This window comes from Roseibium sp. (genome assembly GCF_965232425.1).
GTDB lineage: Bacteria > Pseudomonadota > Alphaproteobacteria > Rhizobiales > Stappiaceae > Roseibium.
Genome location: NZ_OZ246971.1, coordinates 2,677,918 through 2,700,248 on the forward strand (window position 1 = coordinate 2,677,918; position 22,331 = coordinate 2,700,248).

At 61.4% G+C, this 22,331-nt stretch carries 21 protein-coding genes; 14 read left to right on the forward strand and 7 right to left on the reverse strand.

Annotated features, from left to right (window positions below):
- The first annotated feature begins 2 nt into the window (after window positions 1–2).
- The 4 genes from ACO08A_RS12240 to speB all read left to right on the forward strand — a co-directional run bounded on the left by ACO08A_RS12240 (window position 3) and on the right by speB (window position 5,476).
- Window positions 3–752 (forward strand): SDR family oxidoreductase, encoded by a 750-nt coding sequence (locus tag ACO08A_RS12240; protein ID WP_422041318.1) that lies wholly within the window; start codon window positions 3–5, stop codon window positions 750–752.
- Between the two features lie 256 nt (window positions 753–1,008).
- Entirely contained in the window at window positions 1,009–2,127 is a 1,119-nt protein-coding gene (locus ACO08A_RS12245) for a 2Fe-2S iron-sulfur cluster-binding protein (RefSeq protein ID WP_422041319.1), read from the forward strand.
- A complete protein-coding gene (locus ACO08A_RS12250; protein ID WP_422041320.1) occupies window positions 2,124–4,406 on the forward strand; it encodes a mechanosensitive ion channel domain-containing protein in 2,283 nt (760 codons plus the stop codon). Before ACO08A_RS12245 ends, ACO08A_RS12250 begins: the two co-directional genes overlap by 4 nt.
- Before the next feature lie 104 nt (window positions 4,407–4,510).
- Entirely contained in the window at window positions 4,511–5,476 is a 966-nt protein-coding gene (gene speB, locus ACO08A_RS12255; RefSeq protein WP_422041321.1) for an agmatinase, read from the forward strand.
- Between the two features lie 30 nt (window positions 5,477–5,506).
- Here speB and ACO08A_RS12260 read toward each other — a convergent pair whose 3' ends face one another.
- Window positions 5,507–6,106, reverse strand: coding sequence for a helix-turn-helix domain-containing protein (locus tag ACO08A_RS12260; RefSeq protein WP_422041322.1), 600 nt, complete (start codon window positions 6,104–6,106; stop codon window positions 5,507–5,509).
- Between the two features lie 282 nt (window positions 6,107–6,388).
- On the opposite strand from ACO08A_RS12260, the gene gcvT reads away from it, so the two are divergent.
- The 8 genes from gcvT to ACO08A_RS12300 all read left to right on the forward strand — a co-directional run bounded on the left by gcvT (window position 6,389) and on the right by ACO08A_RS12300 (window position 14,188).
- Window positions 6,389–7,486, forward strand: a complete 1,098-nt coding sequence (gene gcvT / locus ACO08A_RS12265) for a glycine cleavage system aminomethyltransferase GcvT (protein ID WP_422041323.1) — start codon at window positions 6,389–6,391, stop codon at window positions 7,484–7,486.
- A gap of 16 nt (window positions 7,487–7,502) precedes the next feature.
- Window positions 7,503–7,868: a glycine cleavage system protein GcvH gene (gcvH, locus tag ACO08A_RS12270; protein ID WP_306142076.1), complete on the forward strand. Its 366-nt coding sequence runs from the start codon at window positions 7,503–7,505 to the stop codon at window positions 7,866–7,868.
- A gap of 14 nt (window positions 7,869–7,882) precedes the next feature.
- Window positions 7,883–10,738 carry an aminomethyl-transferring glycine dehydrogenase gene (gene gcvP, locus ACO08A_RS12275; RefSeq protein ID WP_422041324.1) on the forward strand — a complete coding sequence of 952 codons (2,856 nt, stop codon included), beginning with the start codon at window positions 7,883–7,885 and terminating at the stop codon, window positions 10,736–10,738.
- 47 nt (window positions 10,739–10,785) lie between these two features.
- Entirely contained in the window at window positions 10,786–12,201 is a 1,416-nt protein-coding gene (locus tag ACO08A_RS12280) for an L-serine ammonia-lyase (RefSeq protein ID WP_422041325.1), read from the forward strand.
- 146 nt (window positions 12,202–12,347) lie between these two features.
- Window positions 12,348–12,926 carry a YqaA family protein gene (locus ACO08A_RS12285; RefSeq protein ID WP_422041326.1) on the forward strand — a complete coding sequence of 193 codons (579 nt, stop codon included), beginning with the start codon at window positions 12,348–12,350 and terminating at the stop codon, window positions 12,924–12,926.
- Between the two features lie 14 nt (window positions 12,927–12,940).
- Window positions 12,941–13,465, forward strand: a complete 525-nt coding sequence (locus ACO08A_RS12290; RefSeq protein ID WP_422041327.1) for a disulfide bond formation protein B — start codon at window positions 12,941–12,943, stop codon at window positions 13,463–13,465.
- Window positions 13,462–13,716 carry a hypothetical protein gene (locus tag ACO08A_RS12295; RefSeq protein WP_421980197.1) on the forward strand — a complete coding sequence of 85 codons (255 nt, stop codon included), beginning with the start codon at window positions 13,462–13,464 and terminating at the stop codon, window positions 13,714–13,716. Before ACO08A_RS12290 ends, ACO08A_RS12295 begins: the two co-directional genes overlap by 4 nt.
- Before the next feature lie 37 nt (window positions 13,717–13,753).
- Complete coding sequence (locus tag ACO08A_RS12300; RefSeq protein ID WP_422041328.1) at window positions 13,754–14,188, forward strand: metallopeptidase family protein; 435 nt, start codon at window positions 13,754–13,756, stop codon at window positions 14,186–14,188.
- A 42-nt stretch (window positions 14,189–14,230) separates the two neighbouring features.
- On the opposite strand, the gene ppa is transcribed toward ACO08A_RS12300, so the two are convergent.
- Entirely contained in the window at window positions 14,231–14,770 is a 540-nt protein-coding gene (ppa, locus tag ACO08A_RS12305) for an inorganic diphosphatase (RefSeq protein ID WP_422041329.1), read from the reverse strand.
- A 130-nt stretch (window positions 14,771–14,900) separates the two neighbouring features.
- Here ppa and ACO08A_RS12310 point away from each other — a divergent pair, with 130 nt between their 5' ends.
- Complete coding sequence (locus ACO08A_RS12310) at window positions 14,901–15,476, forward strand: hypothetical protein (protein WP_422041330.1); 576 nt, start codon at window positions 14,901–14,903, stop codon at window positions 15,474–15,476.
- Window positions 15,477–15,498: 22 nt separating this feature from the next.
- Here ACO08A_RS12310 and ACO08A_RS12315 read toward each other — a convergent pair whose 3' ends face one another.
- Entirely contained in the window at window positions 15,499–16,017 is a 519-nt protein-coding gene (locus ACO08A_RS12315) for a GNAT family N-acetyltransferase (RefSeq protein WP_422041331.1), read from the reverse strand.
- A 539-nt stretch (window positions 16,018–16,556) separates the two neighbouring features.
- On the opposite strand from ACO08A_RS12315, the gene ACO08A_RS12320 reads away from it, so the two are divergent.
- Complete coding sequence (locus ACO08A_RS12320; RefSeq protein WP_319384575.1) at window positions 16,557–16,946, forward strand: DUF2794 domain-containing protein; 390 nt, start codon at window positions 16,557–16,559, stop codon at window positions 16,944–16,946.
- Window positions 16,947–17,021: 75 nt separating this feature from the next.
- Here the strand turns inward: ACO08A_RS12320 and ACO08A_RS12325 are convergent, their stop codons facing one another.
- From ACO08A_RS12325 to ACO08A_RS12340, 4 genes are all read right to left on the reverse strand, one after another.
- Window positions 17,022–17,804, reverse strand: coding sequence for a Bax inhibitor-1/YccA family protein (locus ACO08A_RS12325; protein ID WP_421980192.1), 783 nt, complete (start codon window positions 17,802–17,804; stop codon window positions 17,022–17,024).
- A 171-nt stretch (window positions 17,805–17,975) separates the two neighbouring features.
- A complete protein-coding gene (locus tag ACO08A_RS12330) occupies window positions 17,976–18,749 on the reverse strand; it encodes a hypothetical protein (RefSeq protein ID WP_422041332.1) in 774 nt (257 codons plus the stop codon).
- 148 nt (window positions 18,750–18,897) lie between these two features.
- On the reverse strand, window positions 18,898–21,480 hold the full coding sequence (locus ACO08A_RS12335; RefSeq protein WP_422041333.1) for an ABC transporter permease: 2,583 nt from the start codon (window positions 21,478–21,480) through the stop codon (window positions 18,898–18,900).
- Window positions 21,477–22,193 carry an ABC transporter ATP-binding protein gene (locus ACO08A_RS12340; RefSeq protein WP_422041334.1) on the reverse strand — a complete coding sequence of 239 codons (717 nt, stop codon included), beginning with the start codon at window positions 22,191–22,193 and terminating at the stop codon, window positions 21,477–21,479. The genes ACO08A_RS12335 and ACO08A_RS12340 overlap by 4 nt, the downstream gene beginning before the upstream one ends.
- Window positions 22,194–22,331: the final 138 nt, after the last annotated feature.

A 22,331-nucleotide genomic window follows, 5' to 3' on the forward strand; every position in this document is an offset into this window, starting at 1 on the left:
ACGTGACGACTGTCAGAGTGGCCCTGATGACCGGAACAGGTCAGGGCATCGGAAAGGGCTGTGCCGTCGAGATGGCGAATGCGGGTTACAAGGTCTCGCTGATGTCGCCATCAAAGCGTTCTGCGAACCTCGCCAAGGAACTGGGCGGCATCGGACGCCAGGGTTCCGTGCTGGAGGCAGACGATCTTCAGGCGATGGTGGACGCGACGCTGGAGACCTACGGCAGGGTCGACGCCGTCGTCAGCAACATGGGGCATGGCGGCGGCGTGCCTGAAACCATCAAGACGGTCGGTTTCGATCCGGAGTTCGACGGGCCGCTGCTGGAACTCACCGACGCGCTCTGGCATGACAGTCTCGACATGTATGTGCTGAATGTCGTGAAGCTGGCGCGGATCGTAACGCCGATCATGATCCGGCAGGGTGGCGGGTCGTTCGTGAACATTTCTTCCATGAACACGGTGGAGCCCCGAGCGGCCTATCCCATGAGCATGCTGCGCGGGGCGCTTCACAGCTTCGCCAAGCTCTACGGTGACCGCTACGCTCGGCACAACATCAACATGAACAACCTGATGCCCGGCTTCTGCGAGAACGTGAACCTGTCCGACTTCGCACGAAGATCCATCCCGGCTCAACGTCCGGCATCGTTTGCCGAGATCGGTCAGGCGTGCGTTTTCCTGGCGTCGGAAGGCGCCCGCTACATCAACGGCCAGAACATCCTCTCTGACGGCGGCATGAATCGCGCCGTGCGGTAAACGAAGCGCGCGCGGCCAGTCACTCCCATGCCGCCGCCGGATCAAGGTTTCCAAAAACCTGTTCCGGCAAAATACCTGCGCCTGGCCGCCTGATGCCAAGGTTTTGGCGTTGGAAACACATCAATTTATTGGAGCCGCGACCTGCAATACGTTATCGATAGCAGGTGAGGGGATGTTTTGCGCCGCTGCCATTGTGCCGTCTTCAGGCGGACCGGGGCCACAAAGCGGAAAACAGCATGCGGGACGGAAAAGTTACATGATCAGCAGACTACGCATCCTGAGCGGCCTGGTTTTGTTCGTGTTCGTGACGGGTCACTTGCTGACGCTCGCATTCGGGCTTCATTCGATCGGCGCAATGGAAGCCGCCGGACGGGTCCTGATGGGGCCGTTCGGCAACCCGGTCGGCGGACCGCTCCTGATCCTGAGTTTCTTCGTTCATGCCGGCCTTGGTCTATGGACGGTCTTTTGGCGCAACAGTCTCTTTTCCAACTGGGCGGATGCGGGACAGGCTGCCCTGGGACTGGCGATCGTGCCGCTGCTCCTGCCCCACATCATGGGCACCGTGGTCGGCCCCGCGATGACGGGCGCGCATGTGGATTTCAAATGGGTGCTCGCGGTTTACTGGATGTTCGTGCCGCATCTGGGCATTCAGCAGGTTCTTGCCCTTATCGTCATCTGGGTTCATGCCTGCTACGGCCTGTTTCTGTGGATGCAGGTGCAGAAATGGTGGGGGCGCTATGCCACCTTTTCCTACCCGTTCGCTGTCATCGTGCCCGTTGCCGCCCTGCTCGGGTTCGTCGAATCCGGCAAGATCCTGATTGCCAACAGTGGCGATCCGGAGTTCATGGCGCCGGTTCGTGAAGCCGCGGCCGCATATGGTTCCGTCGGTGACACGTTGAACCAGATCCAGAGCCAGGTCCTGTGGTGGTACACGGCCCTCGTCTTGGTCATCCTCGTGGCCCGCGCGATCCGCCTTTGGGGCAAGCGGCCGAAGATCTCGATCACCTACCGCGACGGCCCGACGATCGAGCGAACCGCCGGGGTCAGCCTGCTCGAAACCGCCCAGTCCATGGATACTGCCCATGCCGCGCTTTGCGGGGCGAGAGGGCGCTGCGGCTCGTGTGCCGTTCGCGTTCTGGAGGGGCATGAGAACCTTGAACCGCCCGGCAGGACCGAAGCGGAGACCCTTGCGCGCCGGTCCCTTCCCGATGGCGTCCGGCTCGCCTGCCAGGCCATGCCGGCCGGAGGGCCCGTCACCGTGGAGCGGGTGTTTGATCCGACGATCTCCCCGGTGGAGTACCAGGAACTGCTCCGGGGAGAAGCTCTTGCCGCGCGCGACGCGGACCCGGCTCCGCAGAGCGGGGGCGCCGCATGATCAGGCTGTTCGCGACGCTGATTTTCCTGGGGCTCCTGCATGTGGCGACGCCCCTGTCGGCCCAGATGATGCTTCCGGGTGCCGGTTCTGCCGAGACGGTGGCGGCACCGGCGGAACCATCGCCGAACGACATCAAGGAACTGGCGCGGCTTCTGGCCGATCCGGCGGTGGTCAACTGGCTGCAGCAGCGGGCCGCAGGGCTGGGCGATGACGGAGCCCCCGCCAACCTGACATTCCGCGAAAGCGTTGAACTGGGCCTCGTACAGATCCAGTTGCGCGTGCAGGAAGTCGGCGCGTCGCTGGCCCTTGTCCCCGGGCTCCCGGCCATCGTTTCCAGTACATGGCAGCAGGGGCTGACGCCGCGGGAGCAGCTGAATTTCGTCGTTCTGCTGATCATTTTCGTTTTTGTCGGCGTCGGGCTTGAATGGCTCTACTGGCGCTACGCCGGATATTTTCGAAGACGCATCGAACTGTCCCGCTCGAACCGCTATATCGACAAGGTCCGCTCGGCGCTGACGCGCCTTGCGCTTGTCTCCGGCGGCGCGGTCTTCTTCTCGCTCGGCACGATCGGCACCTTCGTCATTTTCGACTGGCCGCCCAATGCCGAGGAATTCGTCCTGGAACTCCTGTTCGCGCTGGTTATGCTGCGCGTCGTGTCCGCGCTGGCCTTGTTCGCGCTCGCCCCGCGCATCGAGGCGCTGCGCCTGGTGCCGCTTTCGCGGCAGGATGCGCGGGGTCTTTATCTCGGCGTCATGCTGGCCTCCGCGGTGATGCTGTTCGGACACGGCCTGGCCGAGACGATCGTGGTCCTTGGAGCCGACGAGCCGGTCGGCCTCACGATCGATATCATCGCCGCCGCGATCACGACGATGCTTGCGATCCTGCTGCTCTGGCTGATGCACACGCGCAGCGAACCGAAACGCCAGTCCATCGTGATCCCGGTGGTCGGTTCGATGACACTGTTCATGCTGTTCATTCTCTGGCTGATCGGCGCTTACAGTGCCGCCGGAACCCTTGCCGTCGTTGCCCTGCTGATCCCCGCGGAGCGCATGGTGCGCAAGACTATCGAACAGGCTTTCGAGGAAAGCCGGGCCGAGGCGACGCCGGCAGAAGACAGCAGCGAAGCCAACGCCGCCAGCGAAACGGAGGCTGAAAGCGGGACGGAAGTCGTCGTTGAGCAGGAAGCGGGACCAGACGCGGAGACGCCGGACGAGACCGAGCAGGAGGCGATTGAGAATGCCGAGGCGATGCACGGTGTCTATCTGCCGGTCGCCGTGCGGCTGGGCCGGTTTGTCGTCGTCGTCTCCGCGGTGGTCTGCATCGGGCTGTTCTGGGGTGTTCAGCCGTGGAACATGTCCGCCGTCGATTCGGCCCCGGCACAAGTTGTGCGTGTCCTGATCGATGTCATGGTGGCCTTCCTGATCGGCGATCTCGTGTGGACCGCGACCAAGACCGCCATCGATCGGCGCATGGCAAGCATGCCGAAACTGGTGCCCGGAATGGCGCCCGGACCGGAAGCGCGCATGGCAACCTTGCTGCCGCTTATCAAGAAGGTCGTCCTCGTGACGATCCTGGTGATGGTGGCGCTGATCGGCCTGTCCTCCATGGGCATCAACATCACGCCGCTGCTGGCAGGTGCCGGCGTCGTCGGCCTGGCGGTCGGGTTCGGTGCCCAGGCGCTGGTGCGCGATATCGTCTCCGGGGTCTTCTTCCTGATCGACGATGCGTTCCGGGTCGGTGAATATATCGAGATGGGCGACATTCGCGGCACCGTGGAATCGATGTCGATCCGCTCCCTGCAATTGCGCCATCACCGCGGCGCCGTTCACACCATCCCCTTCGGCGAGCTGAAGTCGCTCACCAACTACAGCCGCGACTGGGTGATGATGAAGCTGGAGTTCCGGGTTCCCTTCGACACGGACCTGAAACTTGCCAAGAAGATCGTCAAGAAAATCGATGCGGAACTGCAGGAAAATCCCGATTACGGCGGCAACTTCCTCCAACCTCTGAAGTTTCAGGGTGTCCGGCGCATGGAGGAGTTCAACATGGTTGTCGGCGTCAAGTTCATGACCAAGCCCGGCGGCCAGTGGACGATCCGCCGCGACGCCTACCAGCGTATCCGCGACGAATTCGAAAAGGCGGGGATCAACTTCGCTCAGCGGAACGTCAAGGTGGAGGTCATCGGTGCCGACGAGCTCGACGAGGAAACCAAGGAAAAGGCCGCCGCTGCGGCCTTGGACGCCATCGAGCAGAACATGGAGCCCGCACCGGGTCAGTAGGGGTACCCAATTCTCCGAAGCGCAGTTGCTTGCAAACGGTCGTTTTTCCAGCAATGTAGGATGCCGCTCCGGCGAACGAAACAACATGTACAACGGAGAGCCTCATGTCGGGACACGGTTATGAATCCGGCCGCCTGAACCTGCCTTTTGTCGGGATCTCGACCTTCGGCAAGAAGGAATACGTCTCCGACTGGGATGCGATCGATGCCGATGTGGCCGTGCTGGGCGCTCCGTTCGATTTCGGCTGCCAGTTCCGATCCGGCGCGCGTTTCGGGCCACGCTCTGTGCGCGAGGCATCGACGCTGTTCAGTTTCGGTCACGCGGGGGCCTATGATCACGAGGATGACGCGACCTATCTCGGTGCGGATGTCAGGATCGTCGATATCGGCGATGCCGACATCATTCACACCAAGACCGAGGAAAGCCACGCCAACATCGAATACGGGGTGAAGAAGATCCTGTCGGCTGGCGCCCTGCCGGTGGTGATCGGCGGCGACCACTCGGTGAACATTCCCTGCATCAACGCGTTCAGGGACGATTGCGCGGCGAACGGGCCGATCCACGTGGTCCAGATCGATGCGCATCTGGATTTTGTCGACGAGCGCCACGGGGTTACGGCAGGCCACGGCAATCCGATGCGCCGGGCGATCGAAAAGGACTACGTTTCCGGCATGACCCAGCTGGGTATCCGCAACGTGTCCTCGACCGCGAAGGAAGGTTACGAGGATGCGCGCGCGCGGGGGTCCGACATTCTGTCGGTTCGGCAGGTCCGCAAGCTCGGGACCGATGCCGTCCTGGAGCGCATTCCCGCCGGCGCCCGATACTACGTCACCATCGACATCGACGCGTTCTGCCCGTCCATTGCACCCGGTACCGGCACACCCAGTCACGGCGGGTTCCTGTACTACGATGTCCTGGAGATTCTGCAGGGGCTTTCGAAGCGGGGCCGCGTCGCAGGTATCGACCTGGTGGAGGTCGCACCGGATTACGATCCGAGCCAGAGCACGCAGATCCTGGCGGCGCAGATCCTGCTCAATTTCATCGGCTTCATCTTTCACAACCGACCGTGAGTTTCTTAAAGGAAACAGGCCGGCGTCCGCCTATTCGAGGCTGACCCAGAGCACCTTTGCGTCTTCGTCGCCGGTCGAAATGCAGCCATGGCCCATGCCGCTGTCATAATAGACACTGTCGCCCGCCTTCATCGGCAGCGGTCTGTAGTGCTCGGTGAAGAAGGTCAGCTCGCCGCTGATCACATACATGAATTCCTCGCCCCGGTGGCGGATCCAGGAATCGAATTCGGAAACGTCCCGCGCCTTGATCGTGCTGATATAGGGGAACATGCGCTTGCTGGTCAGCTCGGTGCACAGGAGTTCGTGAGAATAGGTGGGCGTTTCCTGCAACTCGCCGCCACCGGCGATGGTGACGTCGCGGCGGCCTGAAATATCGCTCGGACCGGACTGCACGAAGAGCTGCGGCGTCTTGAGTTCCAGGGCCTTGGTCAGACGGCGAACGATATCGAAACTCGGTCGCGTCTGACTGTTCTCGATCTTGGAAAGGGTCGACCGGCCGATGCCGGCCGCCTTCCCGGCTTCCTCCAGCGTCCAGCCTTTCTTGAGCCGCGCCTCGCGGATCATCTTTCCCAGATGATCGGTGTCGCCTGCGTCGGTGATGTCATCGTCGGATTGGGAAACCGGGTCCATGTCAGCTCTTTCCGAATTTTCCTGAAACTCGCACAGTCTCAGAAACAGGTCAATTTCTTCTCGTTAAAACATACGTTGCGAATTATGGAAAAGTTTCCTATAAGAAACAAATGATGAGAAAGGGGAGCGTTGTGGCGTTTCCGACGGGGCTTCAGGGTGGTAGTCTTCTCCCTGACCCGACGCCACGACATCCTGTCCGGCCCGCGCCTTCTTCTCCGAAGGAAACCGGGTTCTGAAATCGGACCGGAGCGGCTCCAACTGGAACAGGAAAGGACCGGTACCATGGCTGACGCTCCCAAACGCACACCCCTTTACGACCTTCACGTCGAACTTGGCGGCAAGATGGTGGATTTCGCCGGCTGGGAAATGCCGGTCCAGTACCCGCTCGGCATCATGGGAGAGCACAAGCAGTGCCGCGAGAGGGCCGCGCTTTTCGATGTCAGTCATATGGGGCAGGTTATCCTCAAGGGTGAAAATGTCGGAGAAAAGCTGGAAGCGCTCTGCCCGCAGGCGTTTGCCGCGCTGAAGGAAGGCAAGGCGCGCTACGGCTTTTTCACCAACGACAGCGGCGGCATCATGGACGACCTGATCGTCTCCAATGCGGGCGACCATTTCTTCGTCGTGGTCAATGCCTCGATGCGGCACCAGGATATCCCGCACATGGCAGCACATCTCGACGGTGTCGAGGTGACCGAGATCTTCGACCGGGCGCTTGTGGCTGTGCAGGGACCCAAGGCGGAGGACGTTGTCGGGGCGCTTTGCCCTGCGGCGCGCGACCTCAAGTTCATGGAGACGACGGTCGCCGACATAAATGGCGTCGAATGCCGTGTGTCGCGTCTCGGCTATACCGGCGAGGACGGCTACGAAATCTCCATTCCCGAAGACAAGGCCGTCGACATCACCCGGGCCTTCCTGGCGGACGACAACTGCGAACCCGCAGGTCTCGGTGCGCGCGATTCCCTCCGCCTTGAAGCCGGGCTGTGTCTCTATGGAAGCGATATCGACACGCAGACATCACCAATCGAGGCATCGCTGATCTGGGCGATCCAGAAGCGGCGCCGTGAAGAAGGCGGTTTTCCGGGCGCGGAACGCATTCAGCGCGAGATTGCGGACGGCCCGTCGCGCAAACTCGTCGGGATCCGCCCCGAAGGCCGCGCGCCCGCGCGCCATGGTGTCGAAGTCCAGGCCGCGGACGGCGGCACTATCGGCGAGATCACGTCCGGCAGCTTCGGTCCGACGGCCGGCGGTCCGGTCGCGATGGGATATGTTGCCTCCGCTCACGCCGAGCCGGGTACCAGGGTAAATTTGATCATCAGAGGCAAGGCGCAACCGGCCGAGGTTGTCGCGCTGCCCTTCGTACAACAGAATTACAAGCGCTAATCGTGGAGAGACCGACATGAGCACCTATTTTTCCGAGGACCACGAATGGATCAAGGTGGAGGGCGATACCGCGACCCTCGGGATTACCGCCCACGCTGCCGAACAGCTCGGTGAGATCGTTTACGTGGAGCAGAAAGAAACCGGTGAAAGCTTCGAGAAATCGGATGAGATCGGCGTCGTGGAATCGGTCAAGGCCGCGTCGGAGATCTACGCACCCGTCGACGGCGAGATCGTCGAGGTGAACGGCTCCCTGGCGGACAGCCCCGCAACGCTGAGCGAGAGCCCGGAAGCCGATGGCTGGCTCTACAAGATCAAGCTGTCGAATACCGACCAGCTGAGCGAACTGATGGATCTCGACGCCTACAAGGCCTTCATCGCCTAAGGGAACTGCAACAGATGGCTTTCGAACTCACGACCTACCAGGCCTATGATTTTGCCAACCGCCGGCACATCGGCCCGTCGCCTTCCGAAATGGCGGAGATGCTGAAACTGATCGGCTTTGCCAGCCTCGACGACCTGATCGATGCCACCGTGCCCCCGGCGATCCGGCAGCAGGAAGCGCTCGACTGGGGCGGTCCCGGCCTGTCGGAGCGCGATGCGCTCTTCCATATGAAGCAGGTGGCGTCGAAGAACAAGGTGCTGACGTCCCTGATCGGCCAGGGATATTACGGCACGACGACACCGGCACCGATCCTGCGGAATATCCTTGAGAACCCGGCCTGGTATACGGCCTATACGCCGTATCAGCCGGAGATTTCGCAGGGGCGTCTCGAAGCCCTGCTGAATTTCCAGACCATGGTGTCCGACCTCACCGGGCTCGATGTCGCCAATGCGTCGCTGCTGGACGAATCCACGGCAGCCGCGGAAGCCATGACGATGGCAAAGCGGTCGGCGAAGTCCAAGTCGAACACGTTTTTCGTCGACGAGAACTGTCATCCGCAGAACATCGCCGTCATTCAGACGCGCGCCGAACCGCTCGGCATCGAAGTCGTCGTCGGAAATCCGGACACGCTTGATCCGGAAGCCGTTTTCGGCGCGATCTTCCAGTATCCGGGCACTCATGGGCATGTGCGTGATTTCACCGGCATCATCGGCAAGCTGCACGAGAACAAGGCGCTTGCCATCGTCGCGGCCGATCCGCTGGCCCTGGCTCTCCTGAAGTCGCCGGGTGAAATGGGGGCCGACATTGCCGTCGGTTCGACGCAGCGCTTCGGTGTTCCGATGGGATATGGCGGTCCGCATGCCGCCTACATGTCCTGCAAGGATGCGTTCAAGCGCAGCATGCCGGGCCGGATCATCGGGGTGTCGATCGACAGCCGCGGCAAGAAGGCGTACCGCCTGTCGCTACAGACCCGCGAACAGCACATTCGCCGCGAAAAGGCCAACTCTAACGTGTGCACGGCACAGGCGCTGCTGGCGGTGATCGCGTCCATGTACGCAGTCTATCACGGGCCGGACGGCATCAAGGCTATTGCGCAGTCGGTTCACCGCAAGACATCGCGCCTGGCGACGGGTCTTGAGAAACTCGGTTTCAAGGTCGAACCGGAGGTCTTCTTCGACACGATCACCGTCGAGGTTGGAGCGCTGCAGGGCGTGGTCATGAATGCGGCGGTCGCCAACGGCATCAACCTGCGCAAGGTCGGTGACACGCGCGTCGGCATCTCGCTCGACGAACAGACCCGGCCGGAAACCATCGAGGCGGTCTGGCGGGCCTTTGGCGGCGACATGATCGACGACAGCGAACTGAACCGGGATTACCGGCTGCCGCAGCACGCCTTGCGGGAGAGCGCCTACCTGACGCATCCGATCTTCCACATGAACCGCGCGGAAGCGGAAATGACGCGCTACATGCGCCGGCTGGCAGACCGTGACCTTGCCCTCGACCGGGCCATGATCCCGCTCGGCTCCTGCACGATGAAGCTGAACGCGACCATCGAGATGATCCCGGTCACCTGGCCGGAATTCTCTGACCTGCACCCGTTCGTTCCGGAAGATCAGGCCGCAGGCTATCACGAAATGATCTCCGATCTGAACGACAAGCTGTGCCAGATCACCGGGTATGACGCGATCAGCCAACAGCCGAATTCGGGCGCACAGGGCGAATATGCCGGTCTCCTGACCATCCGGAACTATCACGTGGCGCGGGGAGAAGGGCATCGCAACATCTGCCTGATCCCGACGTCTGCCCACGGCACCAATCCTGCGTCCGCACAGATGGTCGGTTACAAGGTCGTGCCGGTGAAATCCGACGAAAAGGGCGATATCGATCTTGACGATTTCCGCGAGAAGGCGGAGCAGCATTCGGAGAATCTTGCTGCCTGCATGATCACCTATCCCTCGACGCATGGTGTCTTCGAGGAAACCGTTCAGGAAGTCTGCCGGATCACCCATGATCACGGCGGCCAGGTCTATATCGACGGCGCGAACATGAATGCGATGGTCGGTCTGTCGCAGCCGGGCGCCATCGGCGGTGACGTCAGCCACCTCAACCTGCACAAGACCTTCTGCATTCCGCATGGCGGCGGCGGTCCGGGCATGGGTCCGATCGGCGTCAAGGCGCATCTGGAACCCTACCTGCCCGGTCATCCGGAATACGGCACGGCCGTCGGTCCGGTCTCCGCTGCACCGTTCGGATCACCGTCCATCCTGCCGGTCAGCTGGGCCTATGTCCTCCTGATGGGCGGGCCGGGCCTGACGCAGGCGACCAAGGTCGCGATCCTGAACGCCAACTACATCGCGGCGCGGCTGAAGGATGCCTACGAGATCCTCTATACGTCCGAAACCGGCCGGGTCGCGCATGAGTGCATTCTCGACACGCGCCCCCTTGCCGACAGCGCCGGGGTGACGGTCGAGGACGTTGCCAAGCGGCTGATGGACAGCGGTTTTCATGCACCGACCATGTCCTGGCCGGTTGCCGGTACGCTCATGGTCGAACCGACGGAATCGGAACCGAAGGCGGAGCTCGACCGGTTCTGCGACGCGATGCTGTCCATCCGCGCGGAAGCGCAGGACATCATCGACGGCAGGATCGATCCGGAAAACAACCCGCTCAAGAATGCACCGCACACGGTGGCAGATCTTGTCGGCGAGTGGAACCGGCCCTACACGCGCGAGCAGGCGTGTTATCCGGCTGGTTCGCTCGACGTCGACAAGTATTGGGCGCCGGTCAACCGGGTCGACAATGCCTATGGCGACCGGAACCTGGTCTGCACCTGCCCGCCGATGTCGGACTACGCGGAAGCGGCTGAATAAATCTAAGGCGCGGCGCTCACGGGCGCCGCGCATTCGGGGCCGATCGCATGTTCCTCAGCGTTTTCGACATCTTCAAGATCGGGATCGGCCCATCGTCGTCGCACACGATGGGGCCGATGACCGCGGCCGTCGACTTTCTGGACCGGCTTGCCGCCGGTGACGGCGGACGGTTTGCACCCGCGCAGGCCGCGCATCTGAGCGCATCGCTGCACGGGTCGCTGGCCTTTACCGGCAAGGGTCACGCAACCGACCGTGCGGTCATGCTGGGTCTGCTCGGGTTCCGTCCGGACAATGTCGATGCCGGGCTTGCCGAACAAAAGCTGCAGCAGTTGCTGCAGACACGGACACTGGTTGCCGGCGCGTGCGGCGATATCCGCTTCGATCCGGATCAGGATCTTGTCTTCGATTACGGTCCCGCCCTGCCGCTGCATGCAAACGGCATGAAACTGACCGCCCGGGATGCAGACGCTCACGTTCTGCTCGCCGAGACATACTATTCCATCGGTGGCGGGTTCATCGCGACGGAAGCCGAGCTCCTGGCCGCGGAAAAAGCGCCAGATGTCGATCTTCACGATGAAAAGGAAGCCATCGGCTATCCGTATCCGTTCGGATCGGCAGCGGAAATGCTGGAAATGGGCCGTGCCTCCGGCCTGAGCATTGCCGACATGAAGCGGGCCAACGAAGAATCCGTCCTCGGACGGGATGCGCTCAACAGCCGTCTTGCGGCCATCTGGTCGGTCATGGACGCCTGCATCACGCGCGGCCTCAAGCTGGAGGGCGTTCTGCCCGGCGGGTTGAGCGTCAAGCGCAGGGCCAGGGCCATCCATCAGCGCCTCCAGGAGCAAACCGGATCCAACAGCCAGCAGCCGCATGCCATCAATGACTGGCTGTCCGTTTATGCGATGGCGGTGAACGAGGAAAACGCCGCCGGCGGCCAGGTGGTGACGTCGCCGACAAACGGGGCCGCAGGTGTCGTGCCCGCAGTGATCCGCTATTACCGGGATCACTGTGTCGACACGTCCCGGAAGGGGATCGACGATTTTCTGCTGACCGCCGCCGCGATCGGAGGCCTCATCAAGCACAATGCGTCGATCTCCGGCGCGGAATGCGGCTGTCAGGCGGAAGTCGGTTCGGCCTCCGCGATGGCCGCGGCGGGACTGTGTGCCGCGCTTGGCGGCAGCAATGCGCAGGTCGAGAACGCGGCCGAGATCGCGCTCGAACATCACCTCGGCATGACCTGCGATCCCGTGAAGGGCCTGGTCCAGGTGCCCTGCATCGAGCGCAACGGCATGGGTGCGATCAAGGCGGTATCGGCCGCTTCGCTTGCGCTCCACGGGGACGGCGTTCACTTCATGCCGCTGGACAATTGCATCGAAACGATGCGCCAGACGGGGCAGGACATGCGTGACAAGTACAAGGAAACGTCGCTGGGCGGACTGGCTGTCAACCTGCCGGAGTGCTGACACCGGCGCCCGGAAGGCAGGTCTTCGCCTTCCACCGGAGACCTGTCACGAGGGCGGGTCTGCTCTACGCACGAGATTTTCAATCAATCCTGGTATTTGGCGGATCTGTTGGTGACTTTTTAAGTCACTGCCGCTATGGAAGCGCCATGATCAGACGCCTCTACGACTGGACCCTGTCCCTTGCCGCCGGACCGCGCGCGCCTGCCGCGCTCGGGTCCGTTTCCTTCGTCGAAAGTTCCTTTTTTCCGATCCCGCCGGACATTCTCCTGATCCCGATGGTGATCGCCCGCAGGGAGAAGGCCTGGTGGTACGCGCTGCTGTGCACGCTGACATCCGTTCTCGGCGGCATACTGGGTTACCTGATCGGCATGTTTCTGTTCGAACAGGTCGCCGAACCGATCTTGACCTTCTACGGCAAGATGGACAAGTTCGACGAGTTCAGCGCGGTCTTCAATCACTGGGGATGGTGGTTCGTCTTCATCGCCGGCCTGACGCCCTTTCCGTACAAGGTCATCACCATTGCCTCCGGCGTGGCGGGACTGAGCCTGCCGATTTTCATCGTTGCCAGCATTGTCTCCAGGGGCCTGCGTTTCTTCATCGTTGCGGGGCTGCTCTACTTCTTCGGCCCGCCGATCAAGGAGTTCATCGAAAAACGCCTCGGTCTCATGTTCACCCTATTTGTGGTGTTGCTGGTCGGCGGCTTTATTGTGCTGCGCTACATCTGATTGACGAGGATGCGATGATCCAGGGCTTGACTGCTCGAAACGTGACCGGGCTTGTCCTTGCGGGCGGGCTTGCCGTGATTGCGACGGCCTGGGGTTTTCAGCTGATTGGCGGCTATGTTCCCTGCAAGCTCTGCCTGGAACAGCGCGTGCCGTACTATGTCGGACTTCCCGTGACCGCACTCGCCCTTCTTCTGATCACGACGCAACGGACCGGCCTGGCCTTGCTTGTTCTCTTGGGCGTGGCCGCAATCTTTGCCTACGGATCGGGCCTGGGCATCTATCAGGCAGGTGCGGAGTGGCAGTTCTGGGCGGGGCCCAATGATTGCGGCGGGGGTTCGGCTGCGCCCAACTCCGCCGCAAACATGCTGCAGGCGCTGCAATCGACCCGCATCGTCAGTTGTACGGAAGCCAGCTGGCGCATGCTGGGGCTTTCCTTCGCCGGCTGGAATGCCGTTGCGTCCGGCGGTCTTGCCATCCTTGCCCTTGTGGCGGCTTTTTTGTTGAATCGGTCAGGAAACAAAGCCACTGTGAGCGTATGAGCGGAAAAAAGCACCCAAAGGAAGAGCAGCGCGAAGAAGCTCTCAAGGCACTCGATCGCGTGCAGGCTGAAAGCGAAACGATCGTGGGTTCGACCTTCGTGCGCATGGCCGACAGGGCAAAAGACCATTTGAACGCTGCGGACAAGGACGAGAACGATCAGATCGAGGTCTGGGGAACCCGGATCGGCAGGGTTGCCGGGGTGATATTCGCGATCGGGCTGGTGATCTACCTTTTCGTTACCTACTTGTAGGTCGAATATCGCGCCCCGGAGAAGCAAGGCAGGCAACATGGCATCCGTCCGACCGATCAGCCGAAGCGACTGGTCCGACCTCAGGGCACCCGATCTGTCCGACTTCGAGAAGATGGCCAGCGAGGTTCTCGCGGGACTGCCGGACGATGTGCTGCTGCGCTGCGGCCACATCCAGATCAGCCTTGCCGATTATGCTCCCGACGACGTACTGGATGCGCTCGCGATCGAAGACCCGCATGATCTGCTCGGACTGTTCGAAGGGCAGGGTCTCGCTCAGGGAGGTGACGCTGAATACACAGGCCAAATGCCGAACCGCATCTGGCTGTTCCGGCGGCCCATTCTCGATTACTGGGCTGCCATGGACGAGACCCTCGGCGATGTCGTTGCGCATGTCCTGATCCATGAAATCGGCCACCATTTCGGCCTGTCCGACCAGGACATGGAACGCATTGAGGCCGCCGCGGACCTTTGATCCGCCTGCGGCCTCACCTGTGATGTGCCGTTGCGGCCGCTCTTACTCGGCCGGTGCAGCCTGTGCGCGTTCAATCGACTCGGTGATCAGCTTCTTCGCGGCCTCGGCGCCTTCGACACCGGTCACCTTTACCCATTTGCCGGGCTCCAGATCCTTGTAGTGCTCGAAGAAATGCTTGACCTGATCGACCGTGATCTGCGGCAGGTCGGTCACGTCGTGAATATGGGCGTAGCGTTTCGTGAGCTTCTGGCCGGGCACGGCGATGATCTTTTCATCCTGTCCCGACTCGTCTTCCATCATGAGGACACCGATCGGGCGGCAGGACATGATCGCGCCAGGCACGACAGGGCGCTGGTTGACGACCACAACGTCGATCGGGTCGCCGTCGCCGCACAAGGTGTGCGGAACGAAACCGTAGTTGCCCGGGTAGCGCATCGGAGTGTAGAGGAAGCGGTCGACGTACATGGCACCGGCGTCCTTGTCCATCTCGTATTTGATCGGCTCGCCACCCACAGACACCTCGATAATCACGTTGATGTCTTCCGGCGGGTTGCTGCCGATTGGCACGGCATCGATACGCATTTTGAAACTCCTGTTGATTGCTGCTGCGTCTATCGCAATCCTGCCGGAGAAGTTCAAGCTATTATTTTGCATTGCACCAAAAGTCGAAAGTGCAGATCTACCCGCACAAACGGTTCCGGAGGCATGACACATGAGAAGATATTTTTCCTTCATCCAGAGGCGCGTGACTGCAGTGGTTGTGGTGTTGGCCAGCATGGGCCTGAGCGCCAGTGCAGCGGAAATCACGAGCGCCTATACCAAGATCAACCTTGAGGATTGCAACCAGCTTGAACGTGCCGCAGAGGAGGGAACATTCGGCGGCAGCTGGACTTGCCCGGGCTATGGCGGACTTCAGGTGCTTGTTTCGGAGGGAGACCTGCGCATGTTCGTTTCCTTCGGGCCAGACGCTGAGAACGAGCCTGCCGCCGGCCAGACGCTTTCCCGCTTCAACACGATCAACGAAACACTTGAGTGGCGATTGCGGGACGGGGTGCCGTTTGCAACCATCCTCAGATGGTTTCCGAGCCTCGATGAAGGCAAGGGGACCGGAAGCGTTCTCATCGTGACCCAGTTGAAACCCGGGGCAACCTGTCAGGTCGGCAGGATCGATGCCCAGGCGAACCCCGGCGCCAATCAGATGAGCCGCGATCTGGCCGACACCATGGCCGGAACCCACAATTGCTCGCTTCCCCCGATAGTGCCGGGAAACAAGGGCATTTTTCAGTGATGCGTGCTGCCGGTGTCAGGTGTCAGGTCTTTCGGCCCGGCCAGCTGTAGATCGAGAGTTCCATGCGGCGCCCGCCCATCCGGTACCAGGACTTGGCGGTCAGCGTGCCGCCAAGGGCACGGTAGAAGCTTCGGGCGGGTTCGTTCTCGCTCAGGACCTGCACGGCAAGGCCATGCAGGTTCCTGGACGCGAGCGTCTTGCGAACGCTGCCGAAAAGGGCCTTTCCGAAGCCGAGGCCCTGATATTCCGGTTTCAGGTAGAGCTCGTAGATTTCCCCTTCTATGCCGGTGTCGCGCAAACGGCATCGACCGAATGTCGCGTAGCCGGCCGGGACATCGGCAACGGAGACGATCTTGATCTCGACACCGCGCTCCAGAGCACCGCGCCACCAGCCGGTTCCGCGGCGTGTCACCATCTTCTGAAGGTCGACACCATGCAGAACGCCCCGGTACGCGCCGAGCCACGCCTCGCTGTGAATGCCAGCAAGCGCTTCGCAGTCCGCGGGCCGTGCCGCGCGTAAATCGATCAGGTCCGTGCTCATCCTGAGGGAAGGATACAACAAGCCCGGCAATGGAGAAGAGGCAAATGTGCGTGCGGGCTCGAAAAGTGAGACGCGACTTGTGTCCGGGTGACCGTTTCAGGTCATGGGAGGCGCATTCCGCAAATGAAAAGGGCCGGCATATTGCCGGCCCTTCAGTTGCCCTGATGTTTGACTCTGTAAATCTGGCTGACTGGTAAGAACCCCGGGGGGCTGGGGGGCTAATGCATTCCGCGATCCTTACTGGTCACACCCATCAGGGTATGATCGAAATATGGGTAGTTAAAATGGCTTGCCAAGGGCTGGATTGCGGCAAAATCATGGAATTTTGGGCATTCTTTCAGGGCAAGTTACCGTTGCGTGAAAACGGGCCTGCAATCACGCGAAAAAGGCCGTTCCGCCTCACGCATTCGTGAGACGGAAATATGTTTCTGAACGCGCGGGCTTGCCATTGGCCCCAATTGCGACGCATCATGACAGGACGATGACCCCGGGGCCGGTCGCCGGGGCAAATTACGGGACACCGATCGAATGGAGGCGGAATGAGCGAAGCCGATGACAGCGCGTTTCAGCGCGGCGCGGGAACCAACCCGTCGCCGCTAAGCCAACCGGCTCTGCCTTCCAAACCCGTCGTAGCCTTCAACCGGAAAGAACTCGACACGATCCTTCGGCTTTACGGTCGCATGGTTGCCGATGGTGAGTGGCGCGACTACGCGATGGATCTTCTCAAGGACAGGGCGGTTTTTTCCGTGTTCCGGCGGACCTCCGAAATGCCGCTCTACCGCATCGAGAAGGATCCCAAGCTGGCGCGCCGTCAGGGCGCCTACAGCGTTGTCGGCGCCGGTGGCATGATCCTGAAACGCGGCCATGACCTGTCACAGGTGCTGCGCGTTCTGGAGAAGAAGAAACATTTGCGCGTGGTCGACGCCTGATCTGACCGGAAGCATCGATGTGCAGAAACAAAAAAGCCCGGCAGTGCCGGGCTTTCTCGTTTGAATGCAGAGCGCTTATTCGCGATTGCCGAACAGCTGCAGCAGCATCAGGAACATGTTGATGAAGTCGAGGTACAGACGCAGGGCGCCCATGACGGACTTCTTGGTGGCGACTTCGCCGCTGTCACCTTCGTAGTACATTTCCTTGATCTGCTGGGTGTCGTAGGCGGTCAGGCCGGCGAACACCAGAACACCGATGACGGAGATCGCGAACTGCAGGGCGGAAGACGCCATGAAGATGTTCACGATCGACGCGATGATGATCCCGATCAGACCCATGAAAAGGAACGAGCCCCAGCCGGAGAGGTCCTTTTTCGTGGTGTAGCCGAAGATGCTCAGCGCTCCGAAGGAAGCGGCCGTGATGAAGAACACGCGTGCGATCGAGCCACCGGTGTAGACCAGGAAGATCGAAGACAGCGAAATGCCCATGATGGCCGAGTACACCAGGAACATGGTGCGTGCGGACGAGGCGCTCATGGACTGAACGCGGAACGAGAGCCAGAGCACCATTCCGAGCGGCGCGAGCATTACAACCCATTTCAGCGGGCTGCCGTAAAGCGTAACGCCAAGCTGGGTGAGCATCGTTCCGTTGCCCATCGTGGCAACAGCCGCGCTCTGATCGGAGGTCGTCGCCAGCATCATGGTTGCCAAAGCGAAGAAACCCGTCAGCGCAAGGCCGATGGTCATGTAGTTGTAGACGCCCAGCATGTAGGCGCGCAGGCCTTGATCAATGCCGGCCTCGGCGCGCGAGCCGGCAACGGTGTAGGCGCCTTGAGATTGACGGTCAAAGGTCGACATGGTTGTGTTCTTCCCCTTCTAGATCGATTTTTGCATGTACCATTACATGCAGCACAACTCCCTCAACATATGGGAAAATGCGGACACAAGCACAAGATCGATTTTCTGAAAAAATCTTAATCTTTCTGCTCCTGACCGCATTATACCGCATTATGCTTAAGGAAATGAAAGTTATTTCATTGCCTTGAGGCGGGAGGCGATCTGCCGGTCGCAGTCGCCACCGGGATTGCGGACGATTTCTTCCGAGGCAAAATCAAGGATTTCCCGTTCCTTGTTGCGCATCTGTTCGACGGTCACGCCCGGTTTGAACCACTGCAGGACGGCATAATCCCCGCCCGCATCCGTCAGGAACGCAACCGGTTTTCCGCCTTCGGTGATGCCCATGCGGCCCACACGCACTTCCTCGATGGCAATTTCGCGCGCCTCGCCGTCAATGGTCATCTTGGTCTTGCCGACATTGAGTTTCTTGAGTTTCGATCCGTTCGTGCCGACCCAGTTGCCGAAGAACCGCTTGCCCTTCTTTTCAACGGAAAGACAGGAATTTTCGAAATTCGGGATCGACAGGCGCACCGCCGAGACCTCGACAGGTTCTTCGCCCTTGGGGGCCAGCGTGTATTTCATCGAATTCTCACCCGTCCGGTACACGCGGATCCCGACAGGCGTGTATCCGCTGTCACCCATGGTGCGGCTGAAAAAATCGAACTGGTTTTCGTCGTTGGTGCCGGCGCGGCGGTAGAGCCAGCGCTTCGGCAGGCCATCTTCGAAAACCAGCCAGTCGCTGACGACAAGCCCGCGCGGGCCCTCCGGCGTGTTCAGCTGCCAGACGCCGGTGTGAAACGGACTTTCGGCATGTGCCGGCGCTGCAAATGGAAGCGCTGCCATCGACGCGACAATGCCCGCCGCCGCGATAATTTTCAGTGCTGACCGCTTTGAAATCTCAAACATGGAACCTGCCCTTCTTCCGTTCCTTTTCCCGAGCTATCCGGATAAACAAGAACAGGGGCCCATGCAAGCAAGAGCGGGTTGCAGCAGGTGCGGAAAAACCGGGTTTGCCGGGCGGCCGCGTCCGCACCGGCAAACGCGGCCCGCGTCGTCAGAGGTTGCGCAGAACCGGCGCCGGTTTTTCACCAAGGATGCGCCAGGTGCCGATCAATCCGAAACCGACCGTCAGGACAAGTGCGACCAGGGCAGCACCCGCGGCCGTGACCGGCATCAGCACGAAGGTCCCTTCCATGATGCGCGTGATCACGAACCATGCGGCGACACCGCCCGCAACCAGCGCGAAAACGGCGGTCGTGAGGCCCAGAATGGCGTATTCCAGGCCATAGGCCAGAATGAGCCGCGGCCGCGTGGCGCCGATCGTTTTCAGGATGACGGCGTCATAGATGCGGTTGCGATGGCCGGCCGCAAGAGCGCCTGCCAGAACAAGAACGCTTGCGATCAGGGTGATGGAACTGGCGCCGCGGATTGCCCATGCAAGCTGCGCGACGAGATCGTTGACCTGCGCGATCGCATCCTTGACACGCACGGAGGTCACCGTCGGAAACGTGTTGGACACGGTCTTCAGAAGGTCGAGTTCGGTCTGCGTCGGGACATCCTCTTCCCAGCCGAGCGTCATCAGATGGGCATGCGGCGCGCCGGCGAAGGTGTTCGGCGAAAACACCATGACAAAGTTGATCGACAGGGATTGCCATTCGATGTCACGGAAGTTGGCGATTTCCGCCGAGATCTCGCGCCCGAGGACGTTGACCGTGACCTTGTCGCCGATCTTCAGCCCAAGTTCCGTGCCGGCCTCGGCATCGAATGAGACGAGCGGTACGCCGGAATAGTCTTCCGGCCACCAGCTTCCTTCCGTCAGCTTGGAGTTTTCGGGAAGCGTGGTTTCATAGGTGATCCCGCGATCGCCGCGCAGAACCCAGTCGGAACCTTCCTGGGCCGGTACGAATTCGTCGGACGGAATATCGTTCAGGCTGACGATGCGCCCGCGCAACATTGGCACGCTGCGTATCTCGCTGGACGGCGCTTCCGCGCGCAGCAGGTCGTTGAACGCATCGCGTTCATGGCTCTGAATATCGACGAAAAAGAAACTCGGTGCCTTGTCCGCCATTGTCGCGGTCAGTTCGCGGCGCAGGTTGCCGTCGATCAGGGCCAGCGCGACAAGCAGGGACAGGCCCAGCCCGAGGGACAGGACCACGGAGGGCGTCAGCGCTCCGGGCCGGTGGATGTTGGCGATGGCCAGCCGCAGTTCGGTGGAGCGCACGCTCGGCAGCCTGCGCGCCAGCATCATGATCACCCTGGCCACCAGCACGAGCAGGATGAAAGCGAAGGCAGATGCCGTGATGTAAACGGTTGCGATGAACTTGTCGTGAGACAGAAGCACTGCGATGCCCGCCAGCAGGACCACCATGACTGCGGTCGCCGCCAGATAGCGTTTGCGCGGGAGTTTCGTGCCTCCAGTGACGATGTCGCGGAAAAGGGCCGTCGGGGGCACGTCATGCGCGCGCCCGAGCGGCCACAAGGCGAATGCAAGCGCCGTCAGGAGCCCGTAGACGAGCCCGAGGCCGAGTTCGGCCGGATAGATGTTCGCCGCGAGCTGAACCGGCAGAACGTTGGCCAGCGCCGCAGCGGCCGCGAACGGTATCAATGCACCGACTACGAGGCCGATCCCGATCCCGATCAGGGCGATAACCAGCATCTGGACCAGGTAGATCCGGAAGACGAAGTCGCCGGTCGCCCCGAGGCACTTGAAGCTTGCGATGACTTCCCGCTTGGTTTCCAGATAGGCGCGGATCGCGTTTGCAACGCCGACACCGCCGACAACCAGCGCCGTCAGACCCACGAGCGTCAGGAACTGGGCGAAGCGCCCGATGCTGCGTTGAAGGCCGGGCGATGCGTTTGCACGCGAGCGGATCCGCCAGTCCGCCTCCGGCTGTTCGGCCTTGACCTGTTCAATCACGTTCTCGATGTCCGCAAGGTCCGGAGCCGGCGACATGCGCACGCGGTAGTGCCAGCGTACGAGACTGCCCGGCTGCACAAGGTCGGTGTCGCCGATCGCCGCGTCGGAAATCATCAGGCGCGGACCGAATTCCATGCCACCGGCCAGCTTGTCCGGTTCGGTCTCGATCACGTCGGTGATGCGGACAGTCGACCGGCCAAGGGCAAGCGTGTCACCGATCTCGACATCCAGCCGCGCAAGCAGTGCCAGATCCGCAACCGCGCCCCAGACGCCGTCCTGCTGCGACAGCGCGTCTTCAAGGGACTGGCCGGACTGCAGGTCGAGTGTGCCGTAAAGCGGATAGGCGTTGTCGACGGCCTTGAGTTCGACGAGCGCCTGCTCTCCCGTATCGGAGCGCCTGGACATGGCGCGCAGCGTTGCAACGCGCGACACCGAGCCCAGGGTGTCCAGAAACGCGGTCTCGTCGGACCCCGCCTGCCGGTGGATCAGCGAAAAGGAGAGATCTCCGCCCAGGATTGCCTGACCTTCGTTGGCAATACCCTCCGTCAGCGCGCGCGAAACCGACGTGACGCCGGCAATTGCAGCGACGCCCAGGGCGATACAGGCAATGAAGATGTAGAACCCCTTGAGACCGCCCCGAAGTTCTCTCAGAGCGAAACGGCTTGCCAGTGCAAATGTCTGGTTGCCGGCGGCTGAGCCGGAAGGCACAAAACCGCTCATGCGGTGACCTCTTCCTGCGCGAGGCTGTTGCCGGCCGTTTCTTCCTCGATCTCACCGGAGCGGACCCGGATCATCCGGTCGCATTGCTCGGCGAGAGCGGGATCGTGGGTGACCAGGACCAGTGTCGTCTTGCGTTCGCGCTGGGCGCTGAACATCAGGTCGACGATCTGCGTACCGGTCGAATCGTCCAGGTTACCGGTCGGCTCGTCGGCGATCAGGATTTCCGGTTCGACAACCAGGGCGCGCGCGACCGCAACACGCTGCTGCTCACCGCCCGACATCTGCGCGGGGTAATGATGAAGACGGTGGCCAAGGCCGACCGCGTCCAGTTCCGCCTCGGCTTTCTCGAAAGCGGACGCGTCGCCTGCGAGCTCCAGCGGCACGGCGACGTTTTCAAGCGCGGTCATGTTCGGAACGAGGTGAAAGGACTGGAAAATGATGCCGACCTTGCGGCCCCTGAACCTTGCCAGCTGGTCCTCCGACAACGGGCCGAGTTCCGATCCGGCGACATTGATCGACCCTTCGTCCGCCCGCTCGAGACCGGCCATCACCATCAGCAGGGTGGACTTTCCCGATCCGGACGGTCCGACGAGACCCACCGACATTCCCTTTTCGATGTCGAGATCAATGCCCTTCAGGATGTGGACCCTGCCGGCGCCCTCCCCAAGCGTTAGATGAACGTTCTTGAGGGAAATCGCGGGTGTATTTGTCATCATCAGACCTTTACAAAGGGCTCGGTTGACGTCTTCCTGATCAACGTCCGCTCTCGACTTTTGAGCGCTCTGCGACCATATGGGCCTGATGTGGTTGGTCTTCCAGTCCTGAAAGAGTTTTAAAGTGAACCGTATCTG

What these genes read in the sequence shown, in the direction of transcription:
- ACO08A_RS12245 (WP_422041319.1), top strand. Translation starts at nt 1,009, where the DNA reads ATGATCAGCAGACTACGCATCCTGAGCGGCCTGGTTTTGTTCGTGTTC.
- ACO08A_RS12250 (WP_422041320.1), top strand. Translation starts at nt 2,124, where the DNA reads ATGATCAGGCTGTTCGCGACGCTGATTTTCCTGGGGCTCCTGCATGTG.
- speB (WP_422041321.1), top strand. Translation starts at nt 4,511, where the DNA reads ATGTCGGGACACGGTTATGAATCCGGCCGCCTGAACCTGCCTTTTGTC.
- ACO08A_RS12260 (WP_422041322.1), bottom strand. Translation starts at nt 6,106, where the DNA reads ATGGACCCGGTTTCCCAATCCGACGATGACATCACCGACGCAGGCGAC.
- gcvT (WP_422041323.1), top strand. Translation starts at nt 6,389, where the DNA reads ATGGCTGACGCTCCCAAACGCACACCCCTTTACGACCTTCACGTCGAA.
- gcvH (WP_306142076.1), top strand. Translation starts at nt 7,503, where the DNA reads ATGAGCACCTATTTTTCCGAGGACCACGAATGGATCAAGGTGGAGGGC.
- gcvP (WP_422041324.1), top strand. Translation starts at nt 7,883, where the DNA reads ATGGCTTTCGAACTCACGACCTACCAGGCCTATGATTTTGCCAACCGC.
- ACO08A_RS12280 (WP_422041325.1), top strand. Translation starts at nt 10,786, where the DNA reads ATGTTCCTCAGCGTTTTCGACATCTTCAAGATCGGGATCGGCCCATCG.
- ACO08A_RS12285 (WP_422041326.1), top strand. Translation starts at nt 12,348, where the DNA reads ATGATCAGACGCCTCTACGACTGGACCCTGTCCCTTGCCGCCGGACCG.
- ACO08A_RS12290 (WP_422041327.1), top strand. Translation starts at nt 12,941, where the DNA reads ATGATCCAGGGCTTGACTGCTCGAAACGTGACCGGGCTTGTCCTTGCG.
- ACO08A_RS12295 (WP_421980197.1), top strand. Translation starts at nt 13,462, where the DNA reads ATGAGCGGAAAAAAGCACCCAAAGGAAGAGCAGCGCGAAGAAGCTCTC.
- ACO08A_RS12300 (WP_422041328.1), top strand. Translation starts at nt 13,754, where the DNA reads ATGGCATCCGTCCGACCGATCAGCCGAAGCGACTGGTCCGACCTCAGG.
- ppa (WP_422041329.1), bottom strand. Translation starts at nt 14,770, where the DNA reads ATGCGTATCGATGCCGTGCCAATCGGCAGCAACCCGCCGGAAGACATC.
- ACO08A_RS12310 (WP_422041330.1), top strand. Translation starts at nt 14,901, where the DNA reads ATGAGAAGATATTTTTCCTTCATCCAGAGGCGCGTGACTGCAGTGGTT.
- ACO08A_RS12315 (WP_422041331.1), bottom strand. Translation starts at nt 16,017, where the DNA reads ATGAGCACGGACCTGATCGATTTACGCGCGGCACGGCCCGCGGACTGC.
- ACO08A_RS12320 (WP_319384575.1), top strand. Translation starts at nt 16,557, where the DNA reads ATGAGCGAAGCCGATGACAGCGCGTTTCAGCGCGGCGCGGGAACCAAC.
- ACO08A_RS12325 (WP_421980192.1), bottom strand. Translation starts at nt 17,804, where the DNA reads ATGTCGACCTTTGACCGTCAATCTCAAGGCGCCTACACCGTTGCCGGC.
- ACO08A_RS12330 (WP_422041332.1), bottom strand. Translation starts at nt 18,749, where the DNA reads ATGTTTGAGATTTCAAAGCGGTCAGCACTGAAAATTATCGCGGCGGCG.
- ACO08A_RS12335 (WP_422041333.1), bottom strand. Translation starts at nt 21,480, where the DNA reads ATGAGCGGTTTTGTGCCTTCCGGCTCAGCCGCCGGCAACCAGACATTT.
- ACO08A_RS12340 (WP_422041334.1), bottom strand. Translation starts at nt 22,193, where the DNA reads ATGACAAATACACCCGCGATTTCCCTCAAGAACGTTCATCTAACGCTT.